Consider the following 24,097-nt stretch of genomic DNA (forward strand, 5'->3'; position numbering starts at 1 on the left):
CCACGTTGCGGTATTGCGTGCGGTTCCGTGTTTGTCAGCGTTTGGCGTTGGCGTCAGCGGAGACGTCGTGGTGCCGGTCCAGCGGGTGGGCCGTCTCGTCTGCCGGCATCCGGGCGGCAGCCATGGCAACGACGGCCATCAGGGGGCAGACGCCGCCCGCGAACAGGAAGATGGCCCAGATGGGGAACGCTTCCGCGGCAGGTCCCGCCAGAGCCATGGACACGGGCATCAGGGCGAGCGAGACAAAGAAATCGAGGCTCGAGACGCGGCCGAGCAAATGCGGCGGAACGCGCCGCTGAAGCAGCGTTCCCCAGATCACCATTCCCACGCTGCCGGTGGCGCCGAAGATGAAGAGCGCCAGGGCCAGCAGCCAAAAGCTGTCGATGATTCCCACCGCGGCCAAGGGGAGGGTGCCGGCGCCCCATGAAACCATCATCACCGTCAGGTAGCGCCGGGGCAGCCGGAAGGAGGCGGTCACGAGCGAAGCAACCGCGCTGCCCACGCCCATGACGGCCAGCAGGAAGCCGAACATCCTGGAGTCCCCGTTCAGCTGGTCGCGGACGACGAACGGGATCAGTACTTCGATGGGGCCGATCAGGAAGAGGACAGAGATGCAGGCCCAAAGGAGTGTCCAGAGCAGCCAGGGGGTCTGCAGTGTATAGCTGATCCCCTCCCGGAGCTCCCCGAAGAACGAAGCTTTCTGCGGTTCCCCGTGACCGTGGTGTTCCTGGGCTGTGCCGTTGGCCGGGGCCTCGAGAGCGTGCTGGCCGAGGAAGTTCAGGATGATGAAGGCCAGCAGATGGCATGCGGCCACACCCGTCACGGCATGCGACGGCGACAGTGCGGCAACGACGATACCGGCCACGGCAGGCCCTGCGGCCTGCTGCAGCATGGGGCGCATCGTCCCTTCCATGCCGTTGGCCGCCAGCAGGTCGCCGGGCGGCAGGATGCGCGGCAGAATCGCGGAGTAGGCCGGGAAGAAGAACGCGGCTCCCACGCCCAGGACGAACGCTCCTGCCATCAGATGCCACAGCTGGAGCCAGCCCGCGAGAGCCAGCCCGCTGATGCCGGCAATCACCGCCAGGTTGGCGCCCTCCACGCCGATGATCAGGAGCCGCTGCGGAAAGCGGTCCGCGGCGATCCCGCCGGCAAGGACAAATGCCACCAGCCCGACGCTTCCGGCGGCGGCCACCACCGAAAGTTCCAGCGGGCCGCCGCCGAGATGGATGACCTGATACACCATGGCCACGGCCCACATGCCTGAGCCGAAGATGGACACTGCCAGTGCCGCGATCAGCACGCGGTACTCGCGGTGGGCAAAGGGGCGAAGGGCGCGGGGGAGTGGCACGGTGCAATTTTAGGCCCGGCACCTCCGTTGGGTAACAGGTGCTCCGGGTTAGGCTCGGGGTATGGGGAACATACCCGCCGCACCGCGGCGGCGCAGCGTGGCGCTGATTGGGGCCAACTATGGACTCGCCCTGCACCCCGTGGACCGTCACGGGGTTCATGTTCCCGGTGAACCGGCCAGCTGTTTCGCCTCCTTCTGGGTCGCCGACTGGTCCAAGTGGGGAACCGGGACCGCCTTGCTGGTGGCCACCCTCCAGGGCTGGCGCAGCTACGGCGCTGACGAATTCTTCGCCGCAACCCTGGCCAACGAGTTGAGCCGCTATTTCCCCGAGGCCGCGCGCTTCCCGCTCAACGGCATCAGCCACACGCAGGACGAATTCGAGGTGCAGGTAAACCTTGAGCGCGGATTCAAAGCCACGGGCCGCCGGGCTGCGCTGGAGATCACCGGCGTACTGGACCGGCGGCAGTTCGCCGCACCCGAGTTCCAGCTCGGGCCCGCCAGCGCCTCCCTGAACAACGTCTACCTGCCGTGCAGTACAGGGCGGCTGTCTGAGTTCGGTGTTGAATGGCCCGGCGCACCCACCGTCTATCCGGGGCCGCGCGGCCCTTCCTCGTCCGCGTACCTTGCCGTGGCTGAATCCTGGATGGTCTAGCTGCACTGTGGCCTAGTGTTAAGGCAAGACGGCAGCACCCTGCTGTCGGCTGCTCCGAGGTAGAGGTGAAGATGGCCAAGCGACGCAACCCGGCGATGAAAATCGCCCAGGAAACTGCACACAATGCGGTGTTCGATGCCCAAGGCAATCCCAAGCCCGGCGTCCACAATCTGCTGCTGCGGGCTGTAAACATCCAGCGGCCTTTGGTGGTGGCCAACCTTCGCAGGCTTCAACGGCGGTATCCGCGTGCTTCCGCCGCGCAGCTTGCCGACAGGCTGGAACGCGACTACCTGGCCGCCGTCACAGGCGGAGGTGCCCTCGTAGGAGCGACCGCCGTCGTGCCCGGTGTCGGGACCATTGCTTCGCTGGGTCTTTCGGCGGCAGCCACCGTGGCCTTCCTCGAAGCGACAGCCCTCTATGCGACCTCGCTGGCTGAACTGCATGGCATCAGAATGACCGACCCCGATAAAGCCAGCACCATGGTCATGGCCGTGATGCTGGGCGAAGAAGGGACTGCCCTGCTCGGCTCACTGAGCGGCCAGGCACTCGGCAAGGGCAAGGGGGCCACGCAGGCCTGGGGGAACGTCATCGCCCGCAGGATGCCGTCATCGGGCTTCGGCTCCATCCGCGAGCGCGTCCAGAAAGTATTCCTGCGAAGCCTGCTGAGGCGCCAGGGAACAGCGCTGTTCGGCCGGGCACTCCCGTTCGGAATCGGAGCGGTGGTGGGCGGAGCCGGCAACCTCATGATGGGCCGGGCCGTGGTGGCCAATGCAAAGGAAGCGTTCGGCCCGATGCCGGATACCATTCCAGGTGAGTTGCGCATAGCTGCGGCAACCGAAGCAACGGCCCCTGTGGCCCCTAAGCCCGAAGGTGGCAACGGTGGATCTGAACGCTGACCTGGGAGAGTCCTTCGGTTCCTGGCGCATGGGCGATGACGCCGCCATGTTCCAGCTGGTCACCAGCGCCAATGTGGCCTGCGGCTTTCATGCCGGGGATCCTGTGACCATGCTGGACAGCTGCCGGGCTGCCTTCGAACTGGACGTCACTGTGGGTGCCCATGTCGGCTACCGGGACCTTGCCGGTTTCGGTCGTCGGTCCCTGGACATGTCCTTTGACGAGCTGTTCGGGGATGTCCTGTACCAGCTTGGGGCGCTGGACGGAGTGGCTCACGCCGTGGGCGCGTCGGTGGACTACGTCAAACCCCACGGTGCCCTGTACAACCGGACGTTCCATGATGCGGAGCAGGCGGCCGCCGTCGTCGCCGCCATCCATGCCTACGACGAGGGACTGCCGGTTCTCGGACTGCCTGGCTCTGAACTGCTGAAGCACGCCGGCGAAGCCGGCCACCCCGTCTTCCGCGAGGCTTTTGTTGACCGCGCCTATCTCCCGGACGGCACCCTGGTGCCGCGGTCGCAGGACGGTGCCGTGCTGCACGACGTCGGGCCCATTGTTGAGCGGGCCGTTCGCCTGGCGCTGAAGGGCGAGGTGGTCGCAGTGGACGGCACGGTGGTCCGGGTTGACCCGGATTCGCTGTGTATCCACGGCGACACGCCCGGCGCCGTGGACATGGCCGCCGCTGTCCGCTCCGGCCTCGAGGAGGCCGGAGTGGAGATGCAGCCCTTCGCCTGATCGGCCGTTTCCGGGAGTGCCCTGGCGGGGGAGTGCCCTAGCGGGGCTTGATCCCGGATTCCAGCCGTTCCTCCAGCAGCCGCGCCGTGCCGGGCGCACCGCGCTGCTGCCCGAGGGCCTGGCGGTCAACGAAGTTCAGCATGCCGGGCCTGGCCGGGGTGTACAGCCACATCGTGAAGAACCCGGCCAGGTCCTGTCCGGAGAGCCGCTCGGCCAGCTTGATGAAGTCAGCGGTGGAGACGTTGCCTCCGGTGTTCGACTCCGTCCACTCCTCCAGGATGTCGAAGAAGTCCTCGTCGCCCACCAGCGTGCGAAGGGCGTGCAGCGTCATGGCACCGCGTACGTACACCGCCAGGTCGAACAGTGCCTCAGGCCCGGGGTCGCCGATGGTGACTGCCCAGAACGGGGCCTCGGCCGGGATTGCACGCGCGTAGAAGTCGAAGATCTGCTGCGGGGTTTCCCTGCCCTCGTTCCCGCTCCAGAGCCATTCGGCATATGTGGCGAAGCCTTCGTTCAGCCAGATGTCGCGCCATGTCTCCACGGCGAGATCGTCTCCCACCCACTGATGGGCCAGCTCATGGACCACCACTGAGTCTCCTGCCAGCTGGTCCGCAAAGAAGTACTTGGAGTAGATGGGCCTGGTCTGGTTCTCCAGGGCGAAGCCGAGCTGGTCAAGGTCATCCACGATTCCGCCGGCTGCCTTGAAGGGATAATTGCCGAAGTACTCTGACAGGAAGCGGATGATTTCGGGCTGCCTCTCGAAGGATGCCTGCACGCGGTCACCGAGCGAGGGCGGCGCGTCCCTGCCCGCGGTCCACTTGACCTCGCTGGGCGGGCTCCCCTCGGGCGGCCCTGAAGCGGCCCATCCGTCCATCTTGTTCCCGTCATCCTCGAAGGACGTGGTGCCCTCTCCGGTGGAGACGCCAATGTCGTCAACGAACACGCCGTCGAAGGGCAGGACGCCGTCACTCACGTAGGTGATGGAAACCTCCACCTTCTTTCCGGCGAAGCGGCTGAGGCTGACCCTCCAGGATTCCCAGCCGGAGCCCGGCCCCGTGGCAGCCCACCAGTGTCCGGTAGTGCCGGTCGAGGTGCACTTACCGTCGCCCTTGTCGGTCAGATAGTGCTTCAGGAAGGGGTGCAATGCCAAAAGGTCGGGGCAGGCTATCCCCGGGTTGCCGCTCGTGTGTCCGGTGTCATCTTTCAGCGTGGTCCAGTCGCCGGAGCCTGCCGGGCGGGCTTCCACAAAGGTGAAGTCATATCCTGTTTCGATGCTCCGTTGCAGCCAGAAGGAGAGTGCTGCTCCGGCCTTCGGGACGGTGATGGTTCTCGTGAGGCGTGTGTAGGAGTTCAGTCCGCTGTGGGACCACGCGAAGTTCTTGCCCGTTTTTGCTTCCACAACCGGGCTGAAGAGATCGGGATCGATGGCGTCCACGTAGCTGATGCGGTCTTTGGTGTACTTACTGAGTTCGAACTGGCCCACGCTGGCGGTCGCCAGGTACGTAGCCATGGGTTCGTCCGCCCGCCACGTCCAGGTGGCCTTGCCGTTGTCCGTGGAATAGTCCCGGAGCAGGCCGTTGGCCACCACCTCGCGCCCCTCGGGGACGGTGATCCGGAAGGTGAATGCCGCCTTGTCCAGCGGGTGGTCATTGGCAGGGAACCACGTGGCGGCCACGTGGGGTTGCCCGATCACCAGTGAGCCGTCGTCGGTATGGAAGAATCCGGACGGGCCGAACTGGTCAAGAAGAAGCGTCGGAATCCCGGAGTAGGCGATTTCCGCCTCGAATTTCGTCCCGTTCCGGATGCCGGCTGCAGGCGTCACTGTGAGCTCGCCTTGGCTGCGCGTGTATATCGCGTTCTCTCCACCGACCGTGACGGCGTGTACGTCCAGTCCGTCGAGGTCCAGGTTGAACGACGAGAGGTCCTGCGTGGCGTGGGCGCGGATGGTGGCAGAACCGGCCAACGCGCCAGTAGCCGGGTCGAAGCTGAGGTCAAGTGAGTAACGGGTGACGTCGTAGCCGCCGTTGCCGTCGAGAGGGTAGTACGGATCACCGAGACCCGGATCTCCGGGCTGGAACTTGACGTCGGCCGCCGCCGCCGGAGCTGTCAGGGCTGTGGCAAAAAGCAGGCAGGAAAGCAAGAGGCCAGCCCATCGGGAGGGCTGGCCATAGTGGGCATGCCGGCCCGCCGCCGATGTGAAGGGTAGGGACTTCATCGCTCCTCATTCAAAGCTCCACGGAGGGGACACGGAACCGGTGCCGACTTTCCTCGGTACCGGGAAGCGATCGCCGGCCCAACGGCCGGGGGCGTACTGTAGCCACAAAAATGCGCCTGGCCGACGCCCCTGTCAAGGGAGAAAAGATTGGCGTGCCCGGAAGGGTCTCAGCCGAACGCCAGATGCGCCACCGTGAAGATCGCCAAACCGGCCAGCGACCCCACAACAGTGCCGTTGATCCTGATGAACTGCAGGTCCTTGCCCACTTGCAGTTCGATCTTTGAGGACGTCTCTTCCGCATCCCAGCGGGCCACGGTATCGGTGATCACGCCGGCGATGTCGGAGCGGTAGGTCCGGACGAGGTAGCCGGCGGCGTCGCCGATCCAGGCGTTGACCTTACCGGCCAGTTCGTCGTCGCTGACCAGCCGTGCCCCCAGGTCACGCACGGCGGCCTTGAATTTCACGGTCAGATCACTGTCGGGATCGTCGACGGCGCTGAGCAGCGCGCTCTTGATGGTCGCCCAGGTCCGCGAGGCGAGTTCGCGGACTTCCGGATCTCCGAGAACCTGCGCCTTGATGCTTTCGGCGCGGGCGATCATGGCGGGGTCGTACTGCAGGTCCTGGGCCAGGTCCGTGAGGTATTTGTCGATTGACTTGCGTACCTGGTGTTGCGGGTCCGCTTGTACTGCACGCGTGAACTTCAGGATCTCCAGGTAGACCTTGTCGCCCACAAGGCCGTCAACGAAGCTGGGCACCCATTGCGGAGAACGGTCGGTGACCAGGCGGATGACTGTCTCATGGTTGGCGGCCACCCAGTCAGCTGCCCGGTCCACCAGCAGGTCCACGAGTTGGTGGTGATGTCCGTCGGCGAAAATACGTTCGGCCATCCGCCCCACCGGAGGCCCCCATGGCGGGGTGAGCAGATGCTTGCGGACCATGCCCTCAATGACTGCCTGGACGTCGTCGTCGTTCAGCACTTTGAAGGTGCCGCGGATAACGGCGGCACCCTCCTTGGCCACCCGCTCGGCACCGCCCGGCCCGGCGAGCCACTGCCCCACCTTGCCGGAAACGTTGATGCTGGCGAGTTTGTCCTGCACCACCTGCTCGGAGAGGAAGTTGGTTTCCACAAACTCTCCCAGCGACGCCCCGATCTGGTCTTTGCGCCGGGGAATGATGGCGGTATGCGGGATCTTCAGACCCATGGGGTACTTGAACAGGGCCGTCACCGCGAACCAGTCCGCGAGGGCGCCCACCATGCCGCCCTCTGCCGCGGCCCTGACATATTCCAGCCAGGGGTACTGCTTCTGCAGCGCAAACGCGACCACGAACACCACGGCCAGGGCGATCAGCAGGGCGAGCGCCACGAGCTTCATCTTCCGCAGCGCTGCCGCCTTTTCAGCGTCTCCGGGGCTGAGCTGGTGCGGCACCGCGGCCGGACCCGCCGGGCGGGTAGGGCCGGAGGCCGGGGCGGCTGGCTGCGTGGTTGGCTCAGAATTCACCTGCATGTGCCCAGCCTAGCCCCGCTTCCCCGGCAGCCGTCCGCTAACGTGTCAGCATGACAACCGACGAGTCACTCCGGCCCCGTCCCTTGGTCTACGCGCACCGGGGCGCCAGCGCAGATTTCGCCGAGCACACCCGGGCGGCCTACCTCCAGGCCCTTGCCGACGGGGCCGACGGTGTGGAGTGCGATGTGCAGCTGAGCCGGGACCAGCACGTGGTCCTGCTGCACGACGCCAACCTGGACCGTACATCGGACGGAACCGGACCCGTGGCAGAACGCACCATCAACCAACTGCGCCTGCTGGACTTCTCGTCGTGGAAGGGCGTCCGCATCCCCGAGGCGTACGGTGCCCGCTCGGAACAGTTCCTCACCCTCCCCGACCTGCTGGATCTCCTCCGGGACTCCGGGCGGGAGATCGGGCTGGCCATTGAACTGAAGCACCCCAGCCCGTACCAGCTGAAACTGGAGGACCGGGTGCTGGAAGTCCTCCGGGCGGAGGGGTGGGACCCGCGGACATCCCGGCTGGACAACATTAGAATCACCTTCATGAGTTTCAGCCCGGATGCCGTACGGCATCTGCGCAAAGCGATAGCGCCTCAATTCATCTGCCAACTGGTGGACGACATCAACGTCTCCGCAATCCGCGAGGAACTGGGGCTTGGCCCGCTGACGGGCGGCGCCGTTGCCAACGTCATGAAGGCCGCCCAGCTTGAAGGCGAACAGATCCTCAACGACGGCGAAGTCGTCATTGCCGGCCCCGGCATCGGGTATGTCCGCAGGCACATCCCCACCGTGCAACGCTGGCTGGATTCGGGCCGCAGATTCAGGGTGTGGACGGTGGATGCCGAGAGTGACGTGGCGCTGTGCATCGGACTTGGGATTCACGAGATCACCACCAACAGGCCTGCCCGGGTTCTGGCCCAGCTGCAGCCGGCTTAGTTCCCGTGCACCGCTGTGGTTGAGTGGTGCCATGCCCATCACTTGGCCTGCCCGGCTTCTCGGGTCCCCTGCGGTTCGCGTGGGCCTCTCCATCAGCGTGGCTACGGGACTGTACGGCGTTTCGTTCGGCGCCCTCTCCGTGACATCCGGCCTCGACTTCTGGCAGACCATGGCCCTGAGCCTGCTGCTGTTCAGCGGAGGTTCACAGTTCGCCTTCATCGGGGTGGTCGCCGGCGGAGGATCCGGACTGGCAGCCATGGGGGCCGCGACCCTGCTGGGCATGCGCAACGGAATCTACGGCATGCAGCTCAACGTGCTGCTGCATCCCACCGGATGGCGCAAGTACGCGGCCGCCCAGCTGACCATCGACGAGTCCACCGCCACGAGCACGGGGCAGACGGACCCGGCCGAGCAGCAACGCGGATTCTGGACCGCCGGCATCGGCATCTTTGTGCTGTGGAACGTCTTCACCGCTGTCGGAGCCCTGGCCGGGGGCGCCTTGGGCGACCCCAGGCAGTGGGGGCTCGACGGCGCTGCGGTGGCGGCGTTCCTGGCCCTGCTGTGGCCCCGCCTAAAGGGCCGGGAGCCGGTGGCCATCGCCGTCGTGTGCGCGCTCGCCACGGTGCTGGCGGTGCCGTTTGTTCCTGCCGGGGTGCCGATCCTGGCGGCTGCGGCAGTGGCCGCACTCATCGGATGGTTCAGCCATGGGCCCAAGGATGAAGGGTTGGAGCCTGACATCGATCCGTACACCGCGCGCCATCACGGGCCCCATCACCCGCCCCATCACGAGCGCAATCAAAAACCGGGAACACCGCGGGGTGATGCCCGATGAACCTCTGGGGGTGGTTGTTGCTGTCCTGCCTGTTCGCCTACGCATGGAAGCTCGTGGGGTACCTGGTCCCGGCCACGCTGCTGAAAAATCCGCGGACGTCGCGGATCGCCGGGACAATGACGATCGGCCTGCTGGCCTCGCTGACGATCGTCAACGCCGTGGCGTCGGGCCAGTCGCTGCTCCTGGATGCCAGGATCGGTGCGCTGGCTGCGGCCGCGATCGCCCTCCTGTTCCGGGCACCTTTTTTGGTGGTTGTGATCGCCGGGGCGGGAACTGCAGCCCTGCTGCGGGTTGCGGGCTGGAACTGACGCCCGGGATTGACGGGTGAGGCCGGGTGTGAATGAGTAGATCGTGAGATGAAACCTGGTGTTGTTGAATTCAGAGAGGACTGACTCAGAGTGAATGACAAATCAACCCCGGAGGAATCAGGGTCCCACAGGAACGCCCAGGAGAAATCGGGAGTCCCGTACATCGAGGTCAGCGGCTCCCAAGCCACGAGGGAACTCCGCGACACGTCACGCCGGCGCCGCGAAGCCGAGGAAAAGCTGCAGCAGCATTTGATGGAAGCCAAGGAGCACGCCCACGATGCCGAGGATGCGGCCCGCGGGAAGACACACTCCGCAGAGGGAGCAGAGGGAGCAGAGGGAGCGGGCCACGAAGCGGGTGCCCCCGAAAAAGGTTCCCACGCCAAAAAGGCGCAGGATTCGACGGACATCAAGCGCCAGGATTCGTAGCGCGCGCCAATATTGCCCGGACATTGCCCCGACGGGTGACGCCGAATGCGCCTGTAAGCTGAACGCCGCGTAAGCCGAACGCCGCCGGATTACTGCGTCCGGTCAGGCTGCCCCGTAAGCGTCCGGCGATTCCGGCTCCGACCGCCGGCCCAGCTCCTCAACGGCGAGGTCATACCAGTCCTGGGCTCCCAGCACCGGGTTGGGTGTGTCCAGATTGCGGTAAAGCGCGTCGACGATGATGCCCAGCTCCTCCGTGGAGGCTGCTGACACGGTTGCCTCCGGGTCGCCGGAATTTCTCATGAAATGCGAGAGCTGTGAGCGGTTCATGCTGGCTCCGCCAGCCGGACGTGATTACCCGTTAAGAGTGCCATTGTGTGCTCCGTGCAACGTATTTTTACCCGAGGCTGCCTGCCTAACCACTGGTCTGCCCAGCTTACTGTGCGTGCCCCAGCAAGGGAATATCCGCAGCCGATGAAGCAGGCTGCGGCCGGGTCCGCAACTCTGGCGGCGTCAGGCTAGTCGAACTGTGTTCCCGGCAACGGCACCTGGGGAGGCAACTGGCGGACCGGCCGCTCCCAGCGAATGGCATCTTCCACGAGCGCCGCCGGCCGGCGCCAGGCATCGGAGCCCGGCTCCATGGTGTCAACGACCCCGATCAGCATGGCCAGAAGGCGGACCATATCCGTCAGCGAGATGTCCGTACGGAGCGTGCCCTGCCCTTGGCCGCGGCCCAGGAGTACCCCCACGGATTCAATGAGGCTGCCCGTGATGCCGGTCAGCAGGTCTCGGCGGCCGGCCACAGCACCGAGAAGGTTGGCGTTCTCGCTCGCCGCAGCCATCACGGCGTCGATGACACGGAACAGTCCGTCGGCTGCGTCCTGGCCTGCGAGGGCGACGTCGATGACAGGGTCCACGGTGAGCCGGAGTTGGCGGTTCAGTGCGGCCAGGACCAGTTGTTCCTTGTCCGAAAAGTTGCGGAAGAGCGTCGCGGGTCCCACTCCGGCGGTGGCGGCGATGGTCTGCAGTGGCACATCGGGTCCGTGGTCCCGGAAGCATTCGCGGGCTGCATTAATGATCTTGTCCACATTGCGGGCAGCATCGGCACGAAGGGGCTTGCGCTCTACTGCGAGATTCATAAGTAAAAGGTTAGCAACGCGGTGTCCACGCGACTTCGTTACCGATTGGTAGTTCCAAATATGACGCAGCGCACGCCCGTCTGCCATTTCCCGGCATGCCAAACTGAGGCTATGTTGCTTGCATTTTCAGTTGCCCCGTCCGGAATTCCTGCCGACGCCGCCTACGCCAAAGAGGACGCCGACGGCTCAGTGCATGACGCTGTTGCCGCCGCCGTCAGGGTTGTCCGTGACTCCGGGCTGCCCAATAAGACCGACTCGATGTTCACCACGATTGAGGGCGAATGGGACGAGGTATTCTCCGTGGTTAAACGCGCCGCCGAGGAGGTAGGGAAATACGGCAGCCGGGTTTCGCTCGTGATCAAAGCCGATATCCGGCCCGGATTCTCAGGCGAACTGACGGCAAAAGTGGAGCGGCTGGAGGACGCCCTCGGGGACCGTTCCTGAATCTGAAGGGACCGCCGCAGGCATGACACAGGCGCGCGGCAGGCATGACTCAGGCATGAAACAGGATGCCGCCGGCTCAGTGGCATGGCAGTGCGCGACTCTGGCCCGCCGATTCCAATGCTGGGAGACTGGGGCCATGTTTGAACACAAGGCTCGGCCCGAGTGGGTGGCCGTAGAAGAGTTCCTGTCCGACGTCGTCGTGCATCCCGACAGCGCGCTGCAGCGCGCAGTGCAATCCGCCGCCGACGCCGGGATGCCGCCGATCGAAGTATCACCGAATGCCGGAAAGCTGCTGAAGCTTCTGGTCGGGGCTTCGGGAGCACGACGCGTTTTGGAGATCGGCACACTCGCAGGCTTCAGCACCATTTGGATGGCGCAGGGGCTCCCCGACGACGGGCGGCTGGTGACGTGTGAATACCTCGCGAAGCACGCGGAGGTGGCGCGGGGGAACGTGGACGCGGCCGGGCTCGGCCACAAGGTGGAGATCCGGATCGGCGCGGCGCTCGACACCCTGGCGGCTCTTGAGGCGGAGGGCAGCGGCGCCTTCGATTTCGTCTTCATCGACGCCGATAAGGAAAACAACCCCAGCTACCTGGACTGGGCGGTGCGGCTGGGCCGGCCCGGCACCACCATTGTGATGGACAACGTGGTCTGGGAGGGCGCCGTGCTGGATCCGTCCATGGACGAGGTCAACGCGCCGGGGATCCTCAGCGCGCTGAAGCTGATGGGGGAGGACAGCCGTTTGGATGCCACCGTCATCCAAACCGTGGGGTCCAAAGGCTGGGACGGCTTCGCGCTGGCCGTGGTGCGCTAGCCGGGCCACTGGGAGTTGAGGGCGGCGGGAGCTGAGGACACGGCTTCAAGGAGAACGGACAAAGCACCGCCCGCGTACTGCGTGTACGCGGGCGGTGCTTTTACAGTGCGGGGCAGTTGCCCTTAGCCGAGCACATTCATGATGTTCCAGCCGCCGCCGACCCGGACCCGGTTGGGGAAGGTGCCGGCACCGTCGCCCATGTAGGACCAGAGGACGCCGCTGGTATCGCGGGCCACGAGGTCGTCGCGTCCGTCGCTGTTGAGGTCTGCGGCGCCGCTGATGGCGTTCATGATGTTCCAGCCTGCGCCTGCCCTGACCCGGGTGGGGAATGCGCCGGCGGCGTTGCCCATGTAGGACCACAGAACTCCGCTGGAATCCCGTGCCACGAGATCGGCGTTGCCGTCGCGGTTAAGGTCGCCAGCGGCGCTGATGGCCATGGGGCTCCAGCCTGCGCCGGCCCTGATGCGGGACGGGAAGGCGCCGGAGTTGTTGCCGCTGTAGCTCCACAGGATTCCGCTGGAGTCGATGGCGAGCAGGTCATTCCGTCCGTCGCCGGTGACGTCGCTGGCTGCGCTGATGGTCTTCATGGTGTTCCAGCCGGCACCGACCCTGACACGGGTCGGGAAGGTGCCGGAGCCGTTGCCGCGGTAGGTCCAGAGGACGCCGCTGGAGTCGCGGGCCACGATGTCAGCCCGGCCGTCTCCGGTGAGGTCTCCGGTGGCGCTGATGGAATTCATGGTGTTCCAGCCGGCACCGACCTTGACGCGGGTGGGGAAGCTGCCGGAGCCGTTGCCCATGTAGGTCCACAGCACCCCGCTGGAGTCGCGGGCCACCATATCGGCACGTCCGTCACCGTTGAAGTCCTGCGAGACGCTGGTGACGCCGGTGCCCGTACCGATGCGGACGTTCCGGTTGGCAACGACACCTACGTTTCCTGCCGCGTCCGTGGCACGGACGCTGAAGGTGTAGAAGCCGTTGGTCTGGGCGTCCCAGGTCTTCGGCGACGAGCAGGTCGGATCCCAGGCGCCGTTGGTGGGCAGCAGCCGGCATTCGTACCGTGCCTGCGGGTCAGCGCTGCTGAAGGTCAGGCTGGGCGTGGTGTCCAGGCTGGGCGTGGACGGGAACGGTGCCGTGACGGCAACCGCCGGCGCCGTGGTGTCCACCGTGAACCTGAGCGTGGCGGAGGTCAGACCGCCGGCGCGTGCCTGCACGGTGTGGCTTCCCTGGGCCAGCGATGCCAGCGTCAGCGAGTATGTCGAACCGGTGACCGTGGCGGCCAGCGGAGCGCCGCCGTCGACGATCAGCTCCACGGGACCCTCGGTGCCTGCCGGCAGGGTGCCGGTCAGGGTGGGCGCGGTGATGTTGGTGATGTTGTCGGTGCTGGAGCGGCCGCTGTCGCTGGCGGCTGCCAGGTCAGGGGTGGAAGGTCCGCCATCGGTGCCCTCGGCAATCAGGCCCTGGACGGTGAACAGGTTCGCCGTCACCGTGTCGACGCCGGGACCGCCGGCGTCCGGTCCGACTACCTGGACGAAGTTGCTGCCAGACGGGGCTCCCGTGACCGGCCGGGGGGTGTCGATACTACCGATGGTGCCGGCCTCTGCGCCGACCTGCTGGAGGAAGGTAGCTGTGGAACCGGTGGTGTAAGCACCCAGGAAGGAGGCGCCGACTCCTGCCCAATCGCAGGCAGTTGTCGCGGTCGGTTCGCAGCCCTCGTCCAGGGTTTCGTTGATCACTCCGTCGGCGTCTGCCTCGAACGTGTGGACGCCGTACGGGTGGGTGATGGTGTACGACTCTCCGGCCTGCAGGCTGTCAAACCGGAACCGCAGCCGGCCGAAGCCCATCTGATCGCCGTCGATTACTTCTTCGTTGGCGTGCGCTGCTTCGAGAGCGGCTTCGTAGGAACCGATGCTGCCGACATCGGCCGAGGCAGCAAACCAGAACGCTTCATCAGGGAAGTTATCGGGGTAGGAAACGGGCGCCTCCGGGTTGGGCGGCTCGGAAAGGCAGCCGCTGTTTGCTTCGTAGCAGAGCTGCAGCTTGACGGTCCCGTCTGAATACCAGGCGGGAAAACCGTTCGCATCGTCAATGGGCCCGACGTCGGCGGTTGCGGCGCTGCCCGGCACGGCGGCCAGCGGTGCCAGGGACGCGGCCAGCAGTGCGCCGGCCACGACGGTGGCGAGACGGCGGGAGGTCGTCGTCATCGGCTGTCGGTGAGCCCGGCGTGCGCTGCGCGCTCCATCCGGCATCTCGGGCCGATCTACAGACTTGGAAAACATGGTGACTCCTCAAATGGACACTCGATTAGTGGCCCCCAGTACCTTCAAGGCCAGGCCAGGAAGCGGATTCCCTGCCACCGCCACATTGACCAACAGACCTTGGATTAATCTCGGATAGGAAATGCAGGGAATCCCAGCTTTCCGGGCTTGACCTGCCACTTCGCGCCCGAACTGGCCGCAAATGTCCCCCAAACAGCGGGACGCCGGACCGGACGCCGCTGGGGCTACGGCCCGTACCCGGCGGTCCTTGTCACTCTTCCGGTGGCAACCATCCGCCGGTTGGGACATCACCAGATTGCCTGCCGATACCTATGACATTCCCGGGCGCGGGCGCGGGAAATGCCTTTGCGCCTATGGCGGGGGACCCTGCACGGAAATGGCCTGCAAACCCTGTCCCCCCAGTTAAAGCATCAGTGCCCCCCAGTTAAACCATCGATTTGAGGGGGCTCAATTGGGGGTGAGTCCGGGGACGCCCGTCCAGGTGCCCCGCAACCCCAGTTTTTTCCAAGAACGGCCGAGCATGCTCATGGCAGTCCTTCGAAAGGAAGCACAGCCATGTCCGTTTCCCGACGGCGCCCCGTGCCAGCGGCATCCCAGACGGCACTGTCCCAAACGGTGCTGTCTCAAACGTCACGGTCTCAAACGTCACGGTCTCAAACGTCACTGCCCCAGACGGCGATGTCCGAGGCAGGACCAACCCCGTGGGACGGCTAGCACGTCACCGGGCAGCCCCACCCGAAACCGCTGGCGGAAGGTTCGGGCGGTCCGTCTGGGGCCGAAAAACCACGACGGCGGCGGTTCTGGCGGCCGGCCTGCTCGCCACCCGCTTGTGGGTACTTGAGCCCATGACCGTCAGTTCCGAAAGCATGGAGCCGGCGGTTCCCCGCGGAAGCACGGTCCTGCTGTACAAGCCCGGTCCGCTCTTGGGCGGCCTCAGGGCCGGGGACCTGGTGGTGTTCAGCAGCCCCGAGGACGGACGCCCGACGCTCAAACGCGCCGTCGCATTCCAGGGCCAGTCTGTGGCCATCGAAGACTCCGTCCTGGTTGTGGACGGGACACCGCAGGCCGAGCCGGGCGTCGACCACAGCCGCATCGACGGCACTTACTTTGGGCCCGTCACGGTCCCTGCAGGCCATGTCTTTGTGCTTGGCGACAACCGGTCCGGCTCCATCGATTCCCGGACCTATGGCAGCGTTCCGCTGGACAAGGTACAGGCAACCGTGGCGTGGCCATCGGGGGAATAGTGGAGTCAGGGCGTAGACCGCAGAAGATAAGTATGCTGGGTATCAGCTTGACCGGCCGTACGCGGCCGGGACCCGTCAATGGCAGCGGAGGAAGAAATGAAAGCGTCCCGGAAACTGGCCGGCAACCTTCAAATGGTGCTCACCGATCTGATCGAACTTCATCTGCAGGGGAAGCAGGCGCACTGGAATCTGGTAGGCACCAACTTCCGGGACCTGCATCTCCAGCTGGATGAGATCATCGCCAGCGCCCGGGTGCTTGCGGATCAGACGGCAGAGCGCATGCGCGCGCTCCACAGCCTTCCGGATGGCCGTAGCGCAACGGTGTCAGCCGGCACACGTCTGGAGGAATTCCCCGGCGGGCTCACAACCACCAAGGACACGGTCAAACTCATCACCGCCCGGCTGGAGCAGACCGTGAAGACCATACGGGACGTCCACGACGAAGTGGACGAGGAAGACCCCACGAGCGCTGACTTGCTGCATGCCGCCATCTCGCGCCTGGAGCAGCTGGCGTGGATGGTGAACGCGGAAATCATGGCGGCGTCGGCCTCTGTGACTGCGCCCGCGGAAGACTGAGCCGCCGTGAACCCGCCGCGCCGCCGATGGCAGGCGGTCCAAATCAGCTCCACTCCGGAACAGCTCGCAGACCTTGACCCGACGCTCGAGGCAGTCGCGGCTTCCGTGGAGGACGTCCCCGCGCTGCTCGCTGCCGCCAACGAGGCCGGGAAATCCGCGCCAAAGCCGGGAGGCGGGGGCACCGCACGGCTTTGGGAGCTGCTGGCGTCCGTCGCCTCCATCGACGTGGCCGCCGGACGCATCCTTGAGCCGCACCTTGACGCCGGCGCCATACTTTCGCAGGCCGGAAGGGCAGACTCCTTCACCGGAACCTGGGGGGTCTTCGCTGCTGAGGGACCGGGCACCCGCCTGACAGCGCAACCCGGACCCCGGCCCGGGGGAGTGCAGCTCACCGGGTCCAAGCCATGGTGCTCGCTGGCCCAGTTCGTGGATCACGCGGTGGTCACCGCGCACACCGCAACGGGAGGCCGGGGCGCCTTTGCCATCGATCTCAGGGATGCCGGCGTGACCTGCACCGACCCCGAATGGACCAGCCGGGGCCTGCGGGAAATCCCCAGCGGGACGGTCCATTTCGACCGCGTGGCGGCGGTGCCGCTCGGCGATGACGGCTGGTATTTTCAGCGCCCGGGATTCGCCTGGGGCGGCATGGGTGTGGCAGCATGCTGGCTGGGCGGTGCCGTTGCGCTCGGGCGGTACTTCAAGGCCGCACTCATTCGGGGCACGCATTCCCAGCGGGAGCCAGACCAGGTGGCCCTCGCCGGCCTGGGCGAGGTGGACAGGATCCTCACTTCCACCTCCCAGTACCTTGCCCGCGCGGCTGAACTGATCGACGGCGGCCGGCTGGGAAGCGCTGACGCGCCTGCGGCGCAGCCACAGGTCCCGCCAGCAGGGCTCCCGCACGCAGAGGCAGCACAAGCAGAGGCAGTGCAAGGAGCGCCAGAAAGCGGAGGCGGGCAGGGAGCCGGTGCGTGGAGCGAGGCGCTCCGGGTCCGCGGAACTGTTGCCGCCGCCGTCGACCGCGTTCAGCTGCTGGTGAGCCAGAATCTTGGGCCGGGACCGCTGGCCTTCGACGACCGGTACGGAAAATGCATGGCGGACCTGTCGCTTTACGTCCGTCAGCACCATGCGGCGCGCGACGACGCGGAACTCGGGGCGCTGACCCTCAAGGGCGAACACGCATGGTGACCTTCGGCCGCGGATCGGCGCGGATTTAAGAGCACCGAGAGCAAGGGGAAGTCTGAAAAGATCTCCCGTAATGCGGCAGAAAAACTGCTGGATTCCGAGGGTGCTGATGCTCCGACTCGGCAAGGAATGCTCCAATGATGCCCAGATAACCAACGGGCATTCCAAGGGCGGGGAATCACCTGGGCAGGGGCACGTAGAACGCATGGCCACGAGGTTCCCGGACTGTAGGTCAGGACACTTGAGCCCGAGAGTGGGATACTCACGCACCACGGCCAGGTACCGCTTGCGCACTTCTTCCTGGCTGGCCTCGGAATCTCGGCAGGTTCCGGCAACGTACTCGTCATATCCTCGATGAGGACAGAGGCAGCTATCTCCCGAATAACGAAGATTCCCCGCGCCGCGGCTTCCGTATCGTCAAACTGCTCTGACACGGCCAGTACGTTCCCGCCGTTATCCAAGAGTTTGGCCTGCATCCTCCGCATGAATCAGTGACAAGCTCAAAGTGCCCGGTCATGAGTGGCTATCCCCCCGATTGTCGGGGCGTCTGGATATATGCGCTGAGTCTCGCGAACTGTCCGGAGGCCCCGTGTGGCCGACTGTTTGTCCTCGATGCTGGAGCTCTGCCGTAACAAGGTCCAGCAGAGCCTGAGCGGGTTCCGACAGTTGATTCGCTGATTCGGGACTCCCTGCGTTGGCGCGATGGAGCAGGACTTGGCGGATACGTCTTAATTCGCGGGAAGGCACGAGCGGCCATCGATGAAAGTGCCGACGTGCTGCGTCCAGTTCCGCCGAGAGGGGTGGCGTAGCTGACCTGGGAGAGCGGATGGGCTGGTTTGAGGAGGAAGTCATGCCGGGGCCTTCCGGAGCGGTTCGGAGCCAGCTGCATGACTAAATCCAGCATAGCGATGTGAAATAGATCATGCCGAGGGCGGGTAACAAATGGAGATGACCGAGCTCAGGTGCTGCCTCTGCTGGAGCCTGGGCTCGAATACCGGCTGCAGTGGGGAAATGACCTATGGATCCCGCTGGTGTGTGGTGGTACTTTGACCCTCGTAGTCGCTCAACACGGTATCGAGGAGGAGGGCCATCTCATGACGGACACAGATTCCGCCGGGACGAACTTGGACGTCGTGGACATCCTAACCGCGGACCACCGGGACATGATGGGACTGATCGGGCAGATCGAGAGCACACCCGATGTGAGCCAGCGCAGGGATCTGGCCGATACTCTGATCGCGGAAGTAATGCGTCATGCTGTCGCCGAGGAGATGTACGTCTACCCCGCGATGGAAGATCACGTGCCCAACGGCGCCGACGAAGTCGAACACGACAAGAAGGAGCACGACGAGATCGTCAAGCTGATGAAGCAGTTGGAAAATGTTGAGCCGTCCGACCAAGCCTTCATGGAACTCGTACGCCAGCTCGAGGCAAAACTGAGCCATCACGCCAGCGACGAGGAGTCAGATCAGTTCCCGAAGCTCCGAGTTCACATCCCCGGTGAAAAACTCGTCGACCTGGGCAAAAAAGTCGAGAAGGCGAAAAAACTGGCACCGACAAGGCCGCACCCCAGGGCGCCGCATTCCGAGCTGTTCCATAAGACTGTGGGACCTGGCGTCGGCATGGTCGACCGGCTCCTGGACAAACTCACCGGCCGCAACACAGGCATCAACGACGACTGAGGTTGGCACCCTCCGGTCAAGGACAATGGTCAAGGAGGTACTCGCGGGAGGCCGATTTCCGACGGCGAGCTTCACATCCAATCAGTCGCGTGTGGCTTTCAACGCGGTTGCCCAGGAGATGAGCTGGTCCAGGAGCGGTACCAGCGCCTCTTCCGCGGCTTCGCTGGGTGCGAAGGTGGTGAAGTTCTCGAAGTCCGTTGCAAAGGGCAAAGCCACTTGGGCCCGGACGTCAGCCATCTGCAGTTCGCCGGCAATCAGGCGAAGGGATTCGACGGCGCGGACTCCGCCTGCGCTTCCATAGGAGACGAAAGCAGCCGCTTTGTTGTTCCATTCCGCATAGAGGAAATCCAGGGCGTTCTTCAGCACCCCCGGCACAGAATGGTTGTATTCAGCCGTCACAAAGACAAAACCATCGAAGCGCGAGATCGCCTGAGCCCAGACCTTGGTGTGCTCGTGCTGATAATTCCCGAGGGAGGGAGGCATCGGCTCATCCAACAGCGGCAGGTTGTAGTCGACCAGGTCCACTATCTCGAAGTCGGCACCTCCCCGGATGGTTGCCCTGGCAAACACCCAGTCCGCCACTTGCCTGCTCCGGCGCCCCGGTCGCGTACTGCCAACAACCACAGCAATCTTCACCACGCAAACTCCCTTCGGCTTGCAGACCACGTTACGCCGCAGGCGCCTCTAACTGTTCCCGGTCTCCTGCTTCCGGCCGGCAACGCGTCAGCCCTCACATTCGGTGCGTTATTCCCAGCCAGGAGGACGTTTGGATGGCATCCGGGCGTGGCTGGGGCGCGAACAGAATGACTATTCCCTCGAGCGATACCGGGCTTCCTGCAAATGCTGCTCCAGTTTTGCTTCGGCTTCCCTTCGCCGCTGGCCTATGGCATGGGCCTGGATTGCCGTGGGGTGGCGATGCTCGCGTTCCCAGGAGTGATCATTCGCGCCGGTCCGGACAGTGCGTTCCCGCTGGCGAGACGTATTGTCTTCATCCAACTGACGGGAATCAGAGGTGGCCATGTCAGGCTCTTTCCTCAGAGTGCGTGATGGCCGCCATTTGGCTACAGCGGCGATACCTGAAGGGAGTGCACAAATCCCTGGAGGGGCCTGCTGTGGGCAAGCGCCCGCAAGGTCCTCTCTTGAACCTACCCGTCCTGGCGGTGGATGTATACAGGAGCGCGTCGCGGGCGTTAGTCCCGGTCCTTCTGCTCGCGGCTGTGCTGTTCGCGGAGTTCGCGTCCGTGCCGGATGTCTTCTTCTTCCTTCTCCTGCAGTTTGTCGCTCTTCTTCGTGTCCCGGGGCGGCAGCTGGATGGTCTCTTCCGCCTCAATGCCGGCCTGGAGTTGCCGTCCGCGTTCCATTTCAGCGTCGAACTCCGCGCCGAAAAGCAGGGACATGTTCAGGATCCACAGCCACAGGAGCATGACGATCACGCCGCCGATGGCCCCGTAGGTCTTGTTGTAGTTGCCGAAGTTGGCCACATAGAAGGCAAAGCCCAGCGAGGCCAGCACGAACGCCAGGAGTGCAATGAAGGAGCCAATGCTCATCCACCGGATCTTCGGCTGTTTGATGTTGGGGGTGGCGTAGTACAGGATCGCGATGACCACGACGACCAGCAGGATGATGACCGGCCATTTGGCAATGTTCCACACGGTCAGGAACACGCCGCCGAGACCGAGGACCCCGCCTACCGCTTCCGCCACCGGCCCGCTGACCACCAGCATGGCCGCGAGCAGCGCTACGATCACCACGGACAGCAGGGTCACGCCGAGCATCGTGCCACGGAGCTTGACGAAGCCTCGGCCCTCGTCAATTTCGTAGATCCGGTTCATGCCCCGGCCAAAGGCGTTCACGTAGCCGGAAGCGGACCAGAGGGCAGTTGCCAGGCCGATGACAAGGGTGAACCCTGCTGCCGGCGAAGAAGTCAGTTCCTGGATGGGCTCACGGATTGTGTCAATGGTGGAACCCGGGGCGATGCCCTGGGCGATATCCAAAAGCGCCGCCGTCGTCTTCTGCGCGTCGCCAAAGATTCCCAGCAGCGAAACCAGTGCGAGCAGCGCCGGGAACAGCGAGAGGACGGCATAGTAGGTGAGGCCTGCGGCGACGTCCGGGCACTGGTCCTTCGAAAACTCGCGCAGTGTCTTCTTGACAATGTATATCCAGGAAGGCTTGGTGACGTCCGTGGGGCTGTCGGGCTTGCGTTCGTCGTCCGGGGCGGGCGCCGTGGAAGACTTCGCCGTGCTGGATTCCGGGGCTTCTTTGGTGGCCATGTGACCATCCTTTCGGGCATGTGCAGGCTGGCAAACGACTCACGCTGTTTGCAGCGGAGCTGCCTGCGGTCAACGGGGATCAGGCGGTGCGGAGGTTGCTCCAGGCTGTTGTTCTTGCCCTGCGGCGTGCGGCAACCTGCCCACCGTGTGCCTAACGGGGATTCGATCGATCGCGCGTGAGCGGGTCACTGCCCATCGGATCGTCCGCGACTTCTTTTCCTGCCAGCGGATCGTTCGCAATGTGTGTCGGGGACTCCGTGTTCTCTACGAGTTGGGGCGAGTCCAACGGGCTGGGGGGCGTGGCGGCAGGGGATGCGGCGTCAGGCGAGGAGGTGGCTTCACCGAGCCCGGCTGTTGTGGCGTCGGGGCCGGGGAGGTCCACGGGCGGCGTCGGAACGGCTGCACCCGCCGGTGGGACGTAGCTTCCGGAGGCGGTCTCAGGCCCTGGAAGATCCACGCGGGGCGGCGGCACTGCAGTGCCGGTCGAGTCCGGTGCCTGCCGGGCTGCCTCCTCTTGGGCGGCGTCCTCTTTGGCGGCCTCGCCCTTCGAGGAAGCCGGGTCCGGTGATTTCGAGCGTTGCGAGGCCGCAGCCTGTGGTTCACTCCCGTCCTGCGGCCATTGGTTCTCAGTCATCATCGCTCTCTTTCAAAGAAGGTGGGCTGCTGATCACAACCGGAGTTACTCGCTATAAAATAGTAAGCATGATTACTATTAGATAGTAAGTACCCCGATTGCCGTTAGTTCAATCGGCCGGGCGTTGGGGCTGGGTTTGCTTCCGCGCCTTGGCCGGCCCGCGCTGGAAAATGGAAAGAGGTGGATCCTCGGTGGATACAGCCGCCTGGGTATGGATCGTTGTTGGAATCGTCGTCGTGGCACTGATCGTTGTGCTGCTCATGACAAGCCGCAAGCGCAAGGAAGCGTTTAGGCAAAAGCGCGATGAGGCCAACCGTCAGCACGCTGCGGAAATCCGCAGGGAAGCGGAGAACACGGAACTCGAGGCCCGGGAGAACGAGGCCCGGGCGCTTCGCGCGAAGTCGGACGCGGAGCAGGCGCAGGTCGAGGCTGCACGGCTTCGCCAGGAGGCGGAGCAGCGCCAGTCCGAGGCGGAGGGCCTGCGCAGCGACTCGGAGAAGCATATGACCAAGGCGAACGCGCTGGACCCGGATGTGGAGGACGACCGCAACCGGCGTCCAGGGGCTGCGACCGATCCCGACCAGAGGGTCGACTCCTCACGCAACCCGGCCAGCGACAAACCGGGCAGCGACCGCAATCCGTCCAGCGACACGCGCACCAACTCCGGTGCCGAGGCTGGCCCAACCGATGCGCGACGGAACACTCCGCGGGAGTGACGGCTGCCGGCGCTTCGCGCTGGTGAATCCAGCTGGTGAATCCACTCGCGCTGGTGCACCCATGAGCACCGACGGGGCCGTGCCCGTCTAGTGCTGTCCCCGCAGCCTGCGCCGCGGCTTTAGTGCGTGCCGCGGCTTCAGCGGCGGGGACGGGGGCACGCCGGCCCCTGCCCCCATGCCCTCGATCACTTCCTGAATGGCATCCAAGGATGACGTCCTGGGCTCCCAGCCGAGTTCCGTGCGGGCGCGCGCCGTTTCCATGATCGGCGCGCCGGCGGCCATCTCGACCCAGCCTGAATCCGTCTGCTGCAGCCGGAGACGCCACGTGGCGTCCACGAAAGCGTGCAGGAAGCGCACGGGAATGGGCAGCACCCGCCGCGCATGGAAGAGGCGGGCCAGGTTCTGTGGGGTGACAACCGGCTCGGCTGCGACGTTGAACGCCCCGGCCGCCTTGCGCTGAATGACGCGCCAGTAGGCGTCTGCCACGTCATCAGCATGCACGGCCTGGAAGACAAACTCGTCCGGAATGGGCAGGATGGGCAGCGCCGGGCGGCGCGGCACGAACCGGGGGTGGACCATGCCCAGGAAATACCGCCCGACCTCACTTCCCGCATCGCGCTGAAAAATCAGCCCCGGCCGCAGCCTAGCCACGGTGACGGAGGGATTGTCCCAGGCGAACCGGTCCAGGAGCGCCTCCTGCTCGGCCTTGTCCCGGCTGTAGTGGGAGCCGGCCATGCCTCTGGCGGGCCAGCCCTCGTCCACCCGCCGATCCTTCTCCGCCTTGCTGTAGGCGCCGACAGAGGAGGCGCACACCACGTGCCCGACTCCCGCTTCCTTTGCTGCGGCCAGCACGTTGGCGGTGCCCGTGACATTCGTCCGGTGCAGCACCGCAAGGTCCCGGTTCGGCTGGACCTGCCATGCCAAATGCACCACCGCGTCAACTCCGGCGAACGCCGCGCGGATGCCGGCCTGGTCGCTGTCCAGGCCGACGTCCGCAGCGTGCCATTCGACCCCGGCATAGGGGGCCCGTGAAGTGTCCGGCATCCGGCGGCTGATGCCCACCACTTCCGGTCCGCCGTTCGGCTCCTGCTGCAATCTGCGCAGCAGAGCCGTGCCCGCGTTTCCGCTCGCTCCTGTAATGGCGATTCGCATGTCATATCCTCCGTGGTTGCGTTGGACCGGTTCCGGCGGCAGAGCTATGGTCCGGCCGCCGTGTGCCTGATGCTTTCCTGAGCCTATCGCCTGGGGGCATTGTGTAATAAGCACACTTATG

General features: G+C 65.1%; 24 protein-coding genes. 14 read left to right on the forward strand and 10 right to left on the reverse strand.

Annotated elements, in window-relative coordinates; translation table 11 throughout:
• Positions 1-34: 34 nt before the first annotated feature.
• Positions 35-1,348: an MFS transporter gene (locus tag AC6CH3_RS06125; protein ID WP_498131577.1), complete on the reverse strand. Its 1,314-nt coding sequence runs from the start codon at positions 1,346-1,348 to the stop codon at positions 35-37.
• A gap of 61 nt (positions 1,349-1,409) precedes the next feature.
• Between AC6CH3_RS06125 and AC6CH3_RS06130 the strand changes: the two genes are divergently transcribed.
• From AC6CH3_RS06130 to AC6CH3_RS06140, 3 genes are all read left to right on the forward strand, one after another.
• The gene (locus AC6CH3_RS06130; RefSeq protein WP_498131578.1) at positions 1,410-2,000 is read left to right on the forward strand and encodes a hypothetical protein; all 591 of its coding nucleotides are present in this window, start codon (positions 1,410-1,412) and stop codon (positions 1,998-2,000) included.
• A gap of 71 nt (positions 2,001-2,071) precedes the next feature.
• Positions 2,072-2,896: a hypothetical protein gene (locus AC6CH3_RS06135; RefSeq protein WP_498131579.1), complete on the forward strand. Its 825-nt coding sequence runs from the start codon at positions 2,072-2,074 to the stop codon at positions 2,894-2,896.
• Positions 2,880-3,629, forward strand: a complete 750-nt coding sequence (locus tag AC6CH3_RS06140; protein WP_498131580.1) for a LamB/YcsF family protein — start codon at positions 2,880-2,882, stop codon at positions 3,627-3,629. Before AC6CH3_RS06135 ends, AC6CH3_RS06140 begins: the two co-directional genes overlap by 17 nt.
• Positions 3,630-3,666: 37 nt before the next feature.
• On the opposite strand, the gene AC6CH3_RS06145 is transcribed toward AC6CH3_RS06140, so the two are convergent.
• Positions 3,667-5,844 carry a M1 family metallopeptidase gene (locus AC6CH3_RS06145; RefSeq protein ID WP_498131581.1) on the reverse strand — a complete coding sequence of 726 codons (2,178 nt, stop codon included), beginning with the start codon at positions 5,842-5,844 and terminating at the stop codon, positions 3,667-3,669.
• A 167-nt stretch (positions 5,845-6,011) separates the two neighbouring features.
• The gene (locus tag AC6CH3_RS06150) at positions 6,012-7,349 is read right to left on the reverse strand and encodes a DUF445 domain-containing protein (RefSeq protein WP_498131582.1); all 1,338 of its coding nucleotides are present in this window, start codon (positions 7,347-7,349) and stop codon (positions 6,012-6,014) included.
• A 50-nt stretch (positions 7,350-7,399) separates the two neighbouring features.
• On the opposite strand from AC6CH3_RS06150, the gene AC6CH3_RS06155 reads away from it, so the two are divergent.
• From AC6CH3_RS06155 to AC6CH3_RS06170, 4 genes are all read left to right on the forward strand, one after another.
• A complete protein-coding gene (locus AC6CH3_RS06155) occupies positions 7,400-8,284 on the forward strand; it encodes a glycerophosphodiester phosphodiesterase (RefSeq protein WP_498131583.1) in 885 nt (294 codons plus the stop codon).
• Positions 8,285-8,315: 31 nt separating this feature from the next.
• Positions 8,316-9,116, forward strand: a complete 801-nt coding sequence (locus tag AC6CH3_RS06160) for an AzlC family ABC transporter permease (protein WP_498131584.1) — start codon at positions 8,316-8,318, stop codon at positions 9,114-9,116.
• The gene (locus tag AC6CH3_RS06165) at positions 9,113-9,424 is read left to right on the forward strand and encodes an AzlD domain-containing protein (RefSeq protein WP_498131585.1); all 312 of its coding nucleotides are present in this window, start codon (positions 9,113-9,115) and stop codon (positions 9,422-9,424) included. Before AC6CH3_RS06160 ends, AC6CH3_RS06165 begins: the two co-directional genes overlap by 4 nt.
• Positions 9,425-9,514: 90 nt before the next feature.
• On the forward strand, positions 9,515-9,850 hold the full coding sequence (locus AC6CH3_RS06170) for a hypothetical protein (protein ID WP_498131586.1): 336 nt from the start codon (positions 9,515-9,517) through the stop codon (positions 9,848-9,850).
• Between the two features lie 102 nt (positions 9,851-9,952).
• On the opposite strand, the gene AC6CH3_RS06175 is transcribed toward AC6CH3_RS06170, so the two are convergent.
• Together AC6CH3_RS06175 and AC6CH3_RS06180 are read right to left on the reverse strand one after the other, a co-directional pair.
• A complete protein-coding gene (locus tag AC6CH3_RS06175; RefSeq protein WP_498131587.1) occupies positions 9,953-10,177 on the reverse strand; it encodes a hypothetical protein in 225 nt (74 codons plus the stop codon).
• A 188-nt stretch (positions 10,178-10,365) separates the two neighbouring features.
• Positions 10,366-10,986 carry a TetR/AcrR family transcriptional regulator gene (locus AC6CH3_RS06180; protein WP_498131588.1) on the reverse strand — a complete coding sequence of 207 codons (621 nt, stop codon included), beginning with the start codon at positions 10,984-10,986 and terminating at the stop codon, positions 10,366-10,368.
• Between the two features lie 111 nt (positions 10,987-11,097).
• On the opposite strand from AC6CH3_RS06180, the gene AC6CH3_RS06185 reads away from it, so the two are divergent.
• Complete coding sequence (locus tag AC6CH3_RS06185) at positions 11,098-11,430, forward strand: thiamine-binding protein (RefSeq protein WP_498131589.1); 333 nt, start codon at positions 11,098-11,100, stop codon at positions 11,428-11,430.
• 136 nt (positions 11,431-11,566) lie between these two features.
• The gene (locus AC6CH3_RS06190; protein WP_498131590.1) at positions 11,567-12,244 is read left to right on the forward strand and encodes an O-methyltransferase; all 678 of its coding nucleotides are present in this window, start codon (positions 11,567-11,569) and stop codon (positions 12,242-12,244) included.
• Between the two features lie 122 nt (positions 12,245-12,366).
• Here AC6CH3_RS06190 and AC6CH3_RS06195 read toward each other — a convergent pair whose 3' ends face one another.
• Entirely contained in the window at positions 12,367-14,445 is a 2,079-nt protein-coding gene (locus AC6CH3_RS06195) for an FG-GAP-like repeat-containing protein (RefSeq protein WP_498131591.1), read from the reverse strand.
• A gap of 776 nt (positions 14,446-15,221) precedes the next feature.
• Between AC6CH3_RS06195 and lepB the strand changes: the two genes are divergently transcribed.
• The 4 genes from lepB to AC6CH3_RS06215 all read left to right on the forward strand — a co-directional run bounded on the left by lepB (position 15,222) and on the right by AC6CH3_RS06215 (position 19,204).
• Complete coding sequence (gene lepB, locus AC6CH3_RS06200) at positions 15,222-15,764, forward strand: signal peptidase I (RefSeq protein ID WP_498131592.1); 543 nt, start codon at positions 15,222-15,224, stop codon at positions 15,762-15,764.
• 96 nt (positions 15,765-15,860) lie between these two features.
• On the forward strand, positions 15,861-16,340 hold the full coding sequence (locus tag AC6CH3_RS06205; protein WP_498131593.1) for a Dps family protein: 480 nt from the start codon (positions 15,861-15,863) through the stop codon (positions 16,338-16,340).
• Positions 16,341-16,346: 6 nt separating this feature from the next.
• Positions 16,347-17,525: an acyl-CoA dehydrogenase family protein gene (locus AC6CH3_RS06210; protein WP_498131594.1), complete on the forward strand. Its 1,179-nt coding sequence runs from the start codon at positions 16,347-16,349 to the stop codon at positions 17,523-17,525.
• 1,091 nt (positions 17,526-18,616) lie between these two features.
• Entirely contained in the window at positions 18,617-19,204 is a 588-nt protein-coding gene (locus AC6CH3_RS06215; RefSeq protein ID WP_498131595.1) for a hemerythrin domain-containing protein, read from the forward strand.
• A gap of 81 nt (positions 19,205-19,285) precedes the next feature.
• Here AC6CH3_RS06215 and AC6CH3_RS06220 read toward each other — a convergent pair whose 3' ends face one another.
• The 3 genes from AC6CH3_RS06220 to AC6CH3_RS06230 form a co-directional block, all read right to left on the reverse strand.
• The gene (locus AC6CH3_RS06220) at positions 19,286-19,843 is read right to left on the reverse strand and encodes an NADPH-dependent FMN reductase (RefSeq protein ID WP_498131596.1); all 558 of its coding nucleotides are present in this window, start codon (positions 19,841-19,843) and stop codon (positions 19,286-19,288) included.
• Between the two features lie 551 nt (positions 19,844-20,394).
• Positions 20,395-21,474: a YihY/virulence factor BrkB family protein gene (locus tag AC6CH3_RS06225; protein WP_498131597.1), complete on the reverse strand. Its 1,080-nt coding sequence runs from the start codon at positions 21,472-21,474 to the stop codon at positions 20,395-20,397.
• A 151-nt stretch (positions 21,475-21,625) separates the two neighbouring features.
• Positions 21,626-22,108, reverse strand: coding sequence for a hypothetical protein (locus tag AC6CH3_RS06230; protein WP_498131598.1), 483 nt, complete (start codon positions 22,106-22,108; stop codon positions 21,626-21,628).
• A gap of 191 nt (positions 22,109-22,299) precedes the next feature.
• Between AC6CH3_RS06230 and AC6CH3_RS06235 the strand changes: the two genes are divergently transcribed.
• Positions 22,300-22,824 carry a hypothetical protein gene (locus AC6CH3_RS06235; protein ID WP_498131599.1) on the forward strand — a complete coding sequence of 175 codons (525 nt, stop codon included), beginning with the start codon at positions 22,300-22,302 and terminating at the stop codon, positions 22,822-22,824.
• Positions 22,825-22,911: 87 nt separating this feature from the next.
• Here AC6CH3_RS06235 and AC6CH3_RS06240 read toward each other — a convergent pair whose 3' ends face one another.
• On the reverse strand, positions 22,912-23,976 hold the full coding sequence (locus tag AC6CH3_RS06240; RefSeq protein WP_498131600.1) for an NAD-dependent epimerase/dehydratase family protein: 1,065 nt from the start codon (positions 23,974-23,976) through the stop codon (positions 22,912-22,914).
• Positions 23,977-24,097: the final 121 nt, after the last annotated feature.

It is taken from the genome of Arthrobacter sp. GQ119 (assembly GCF_059759125.1).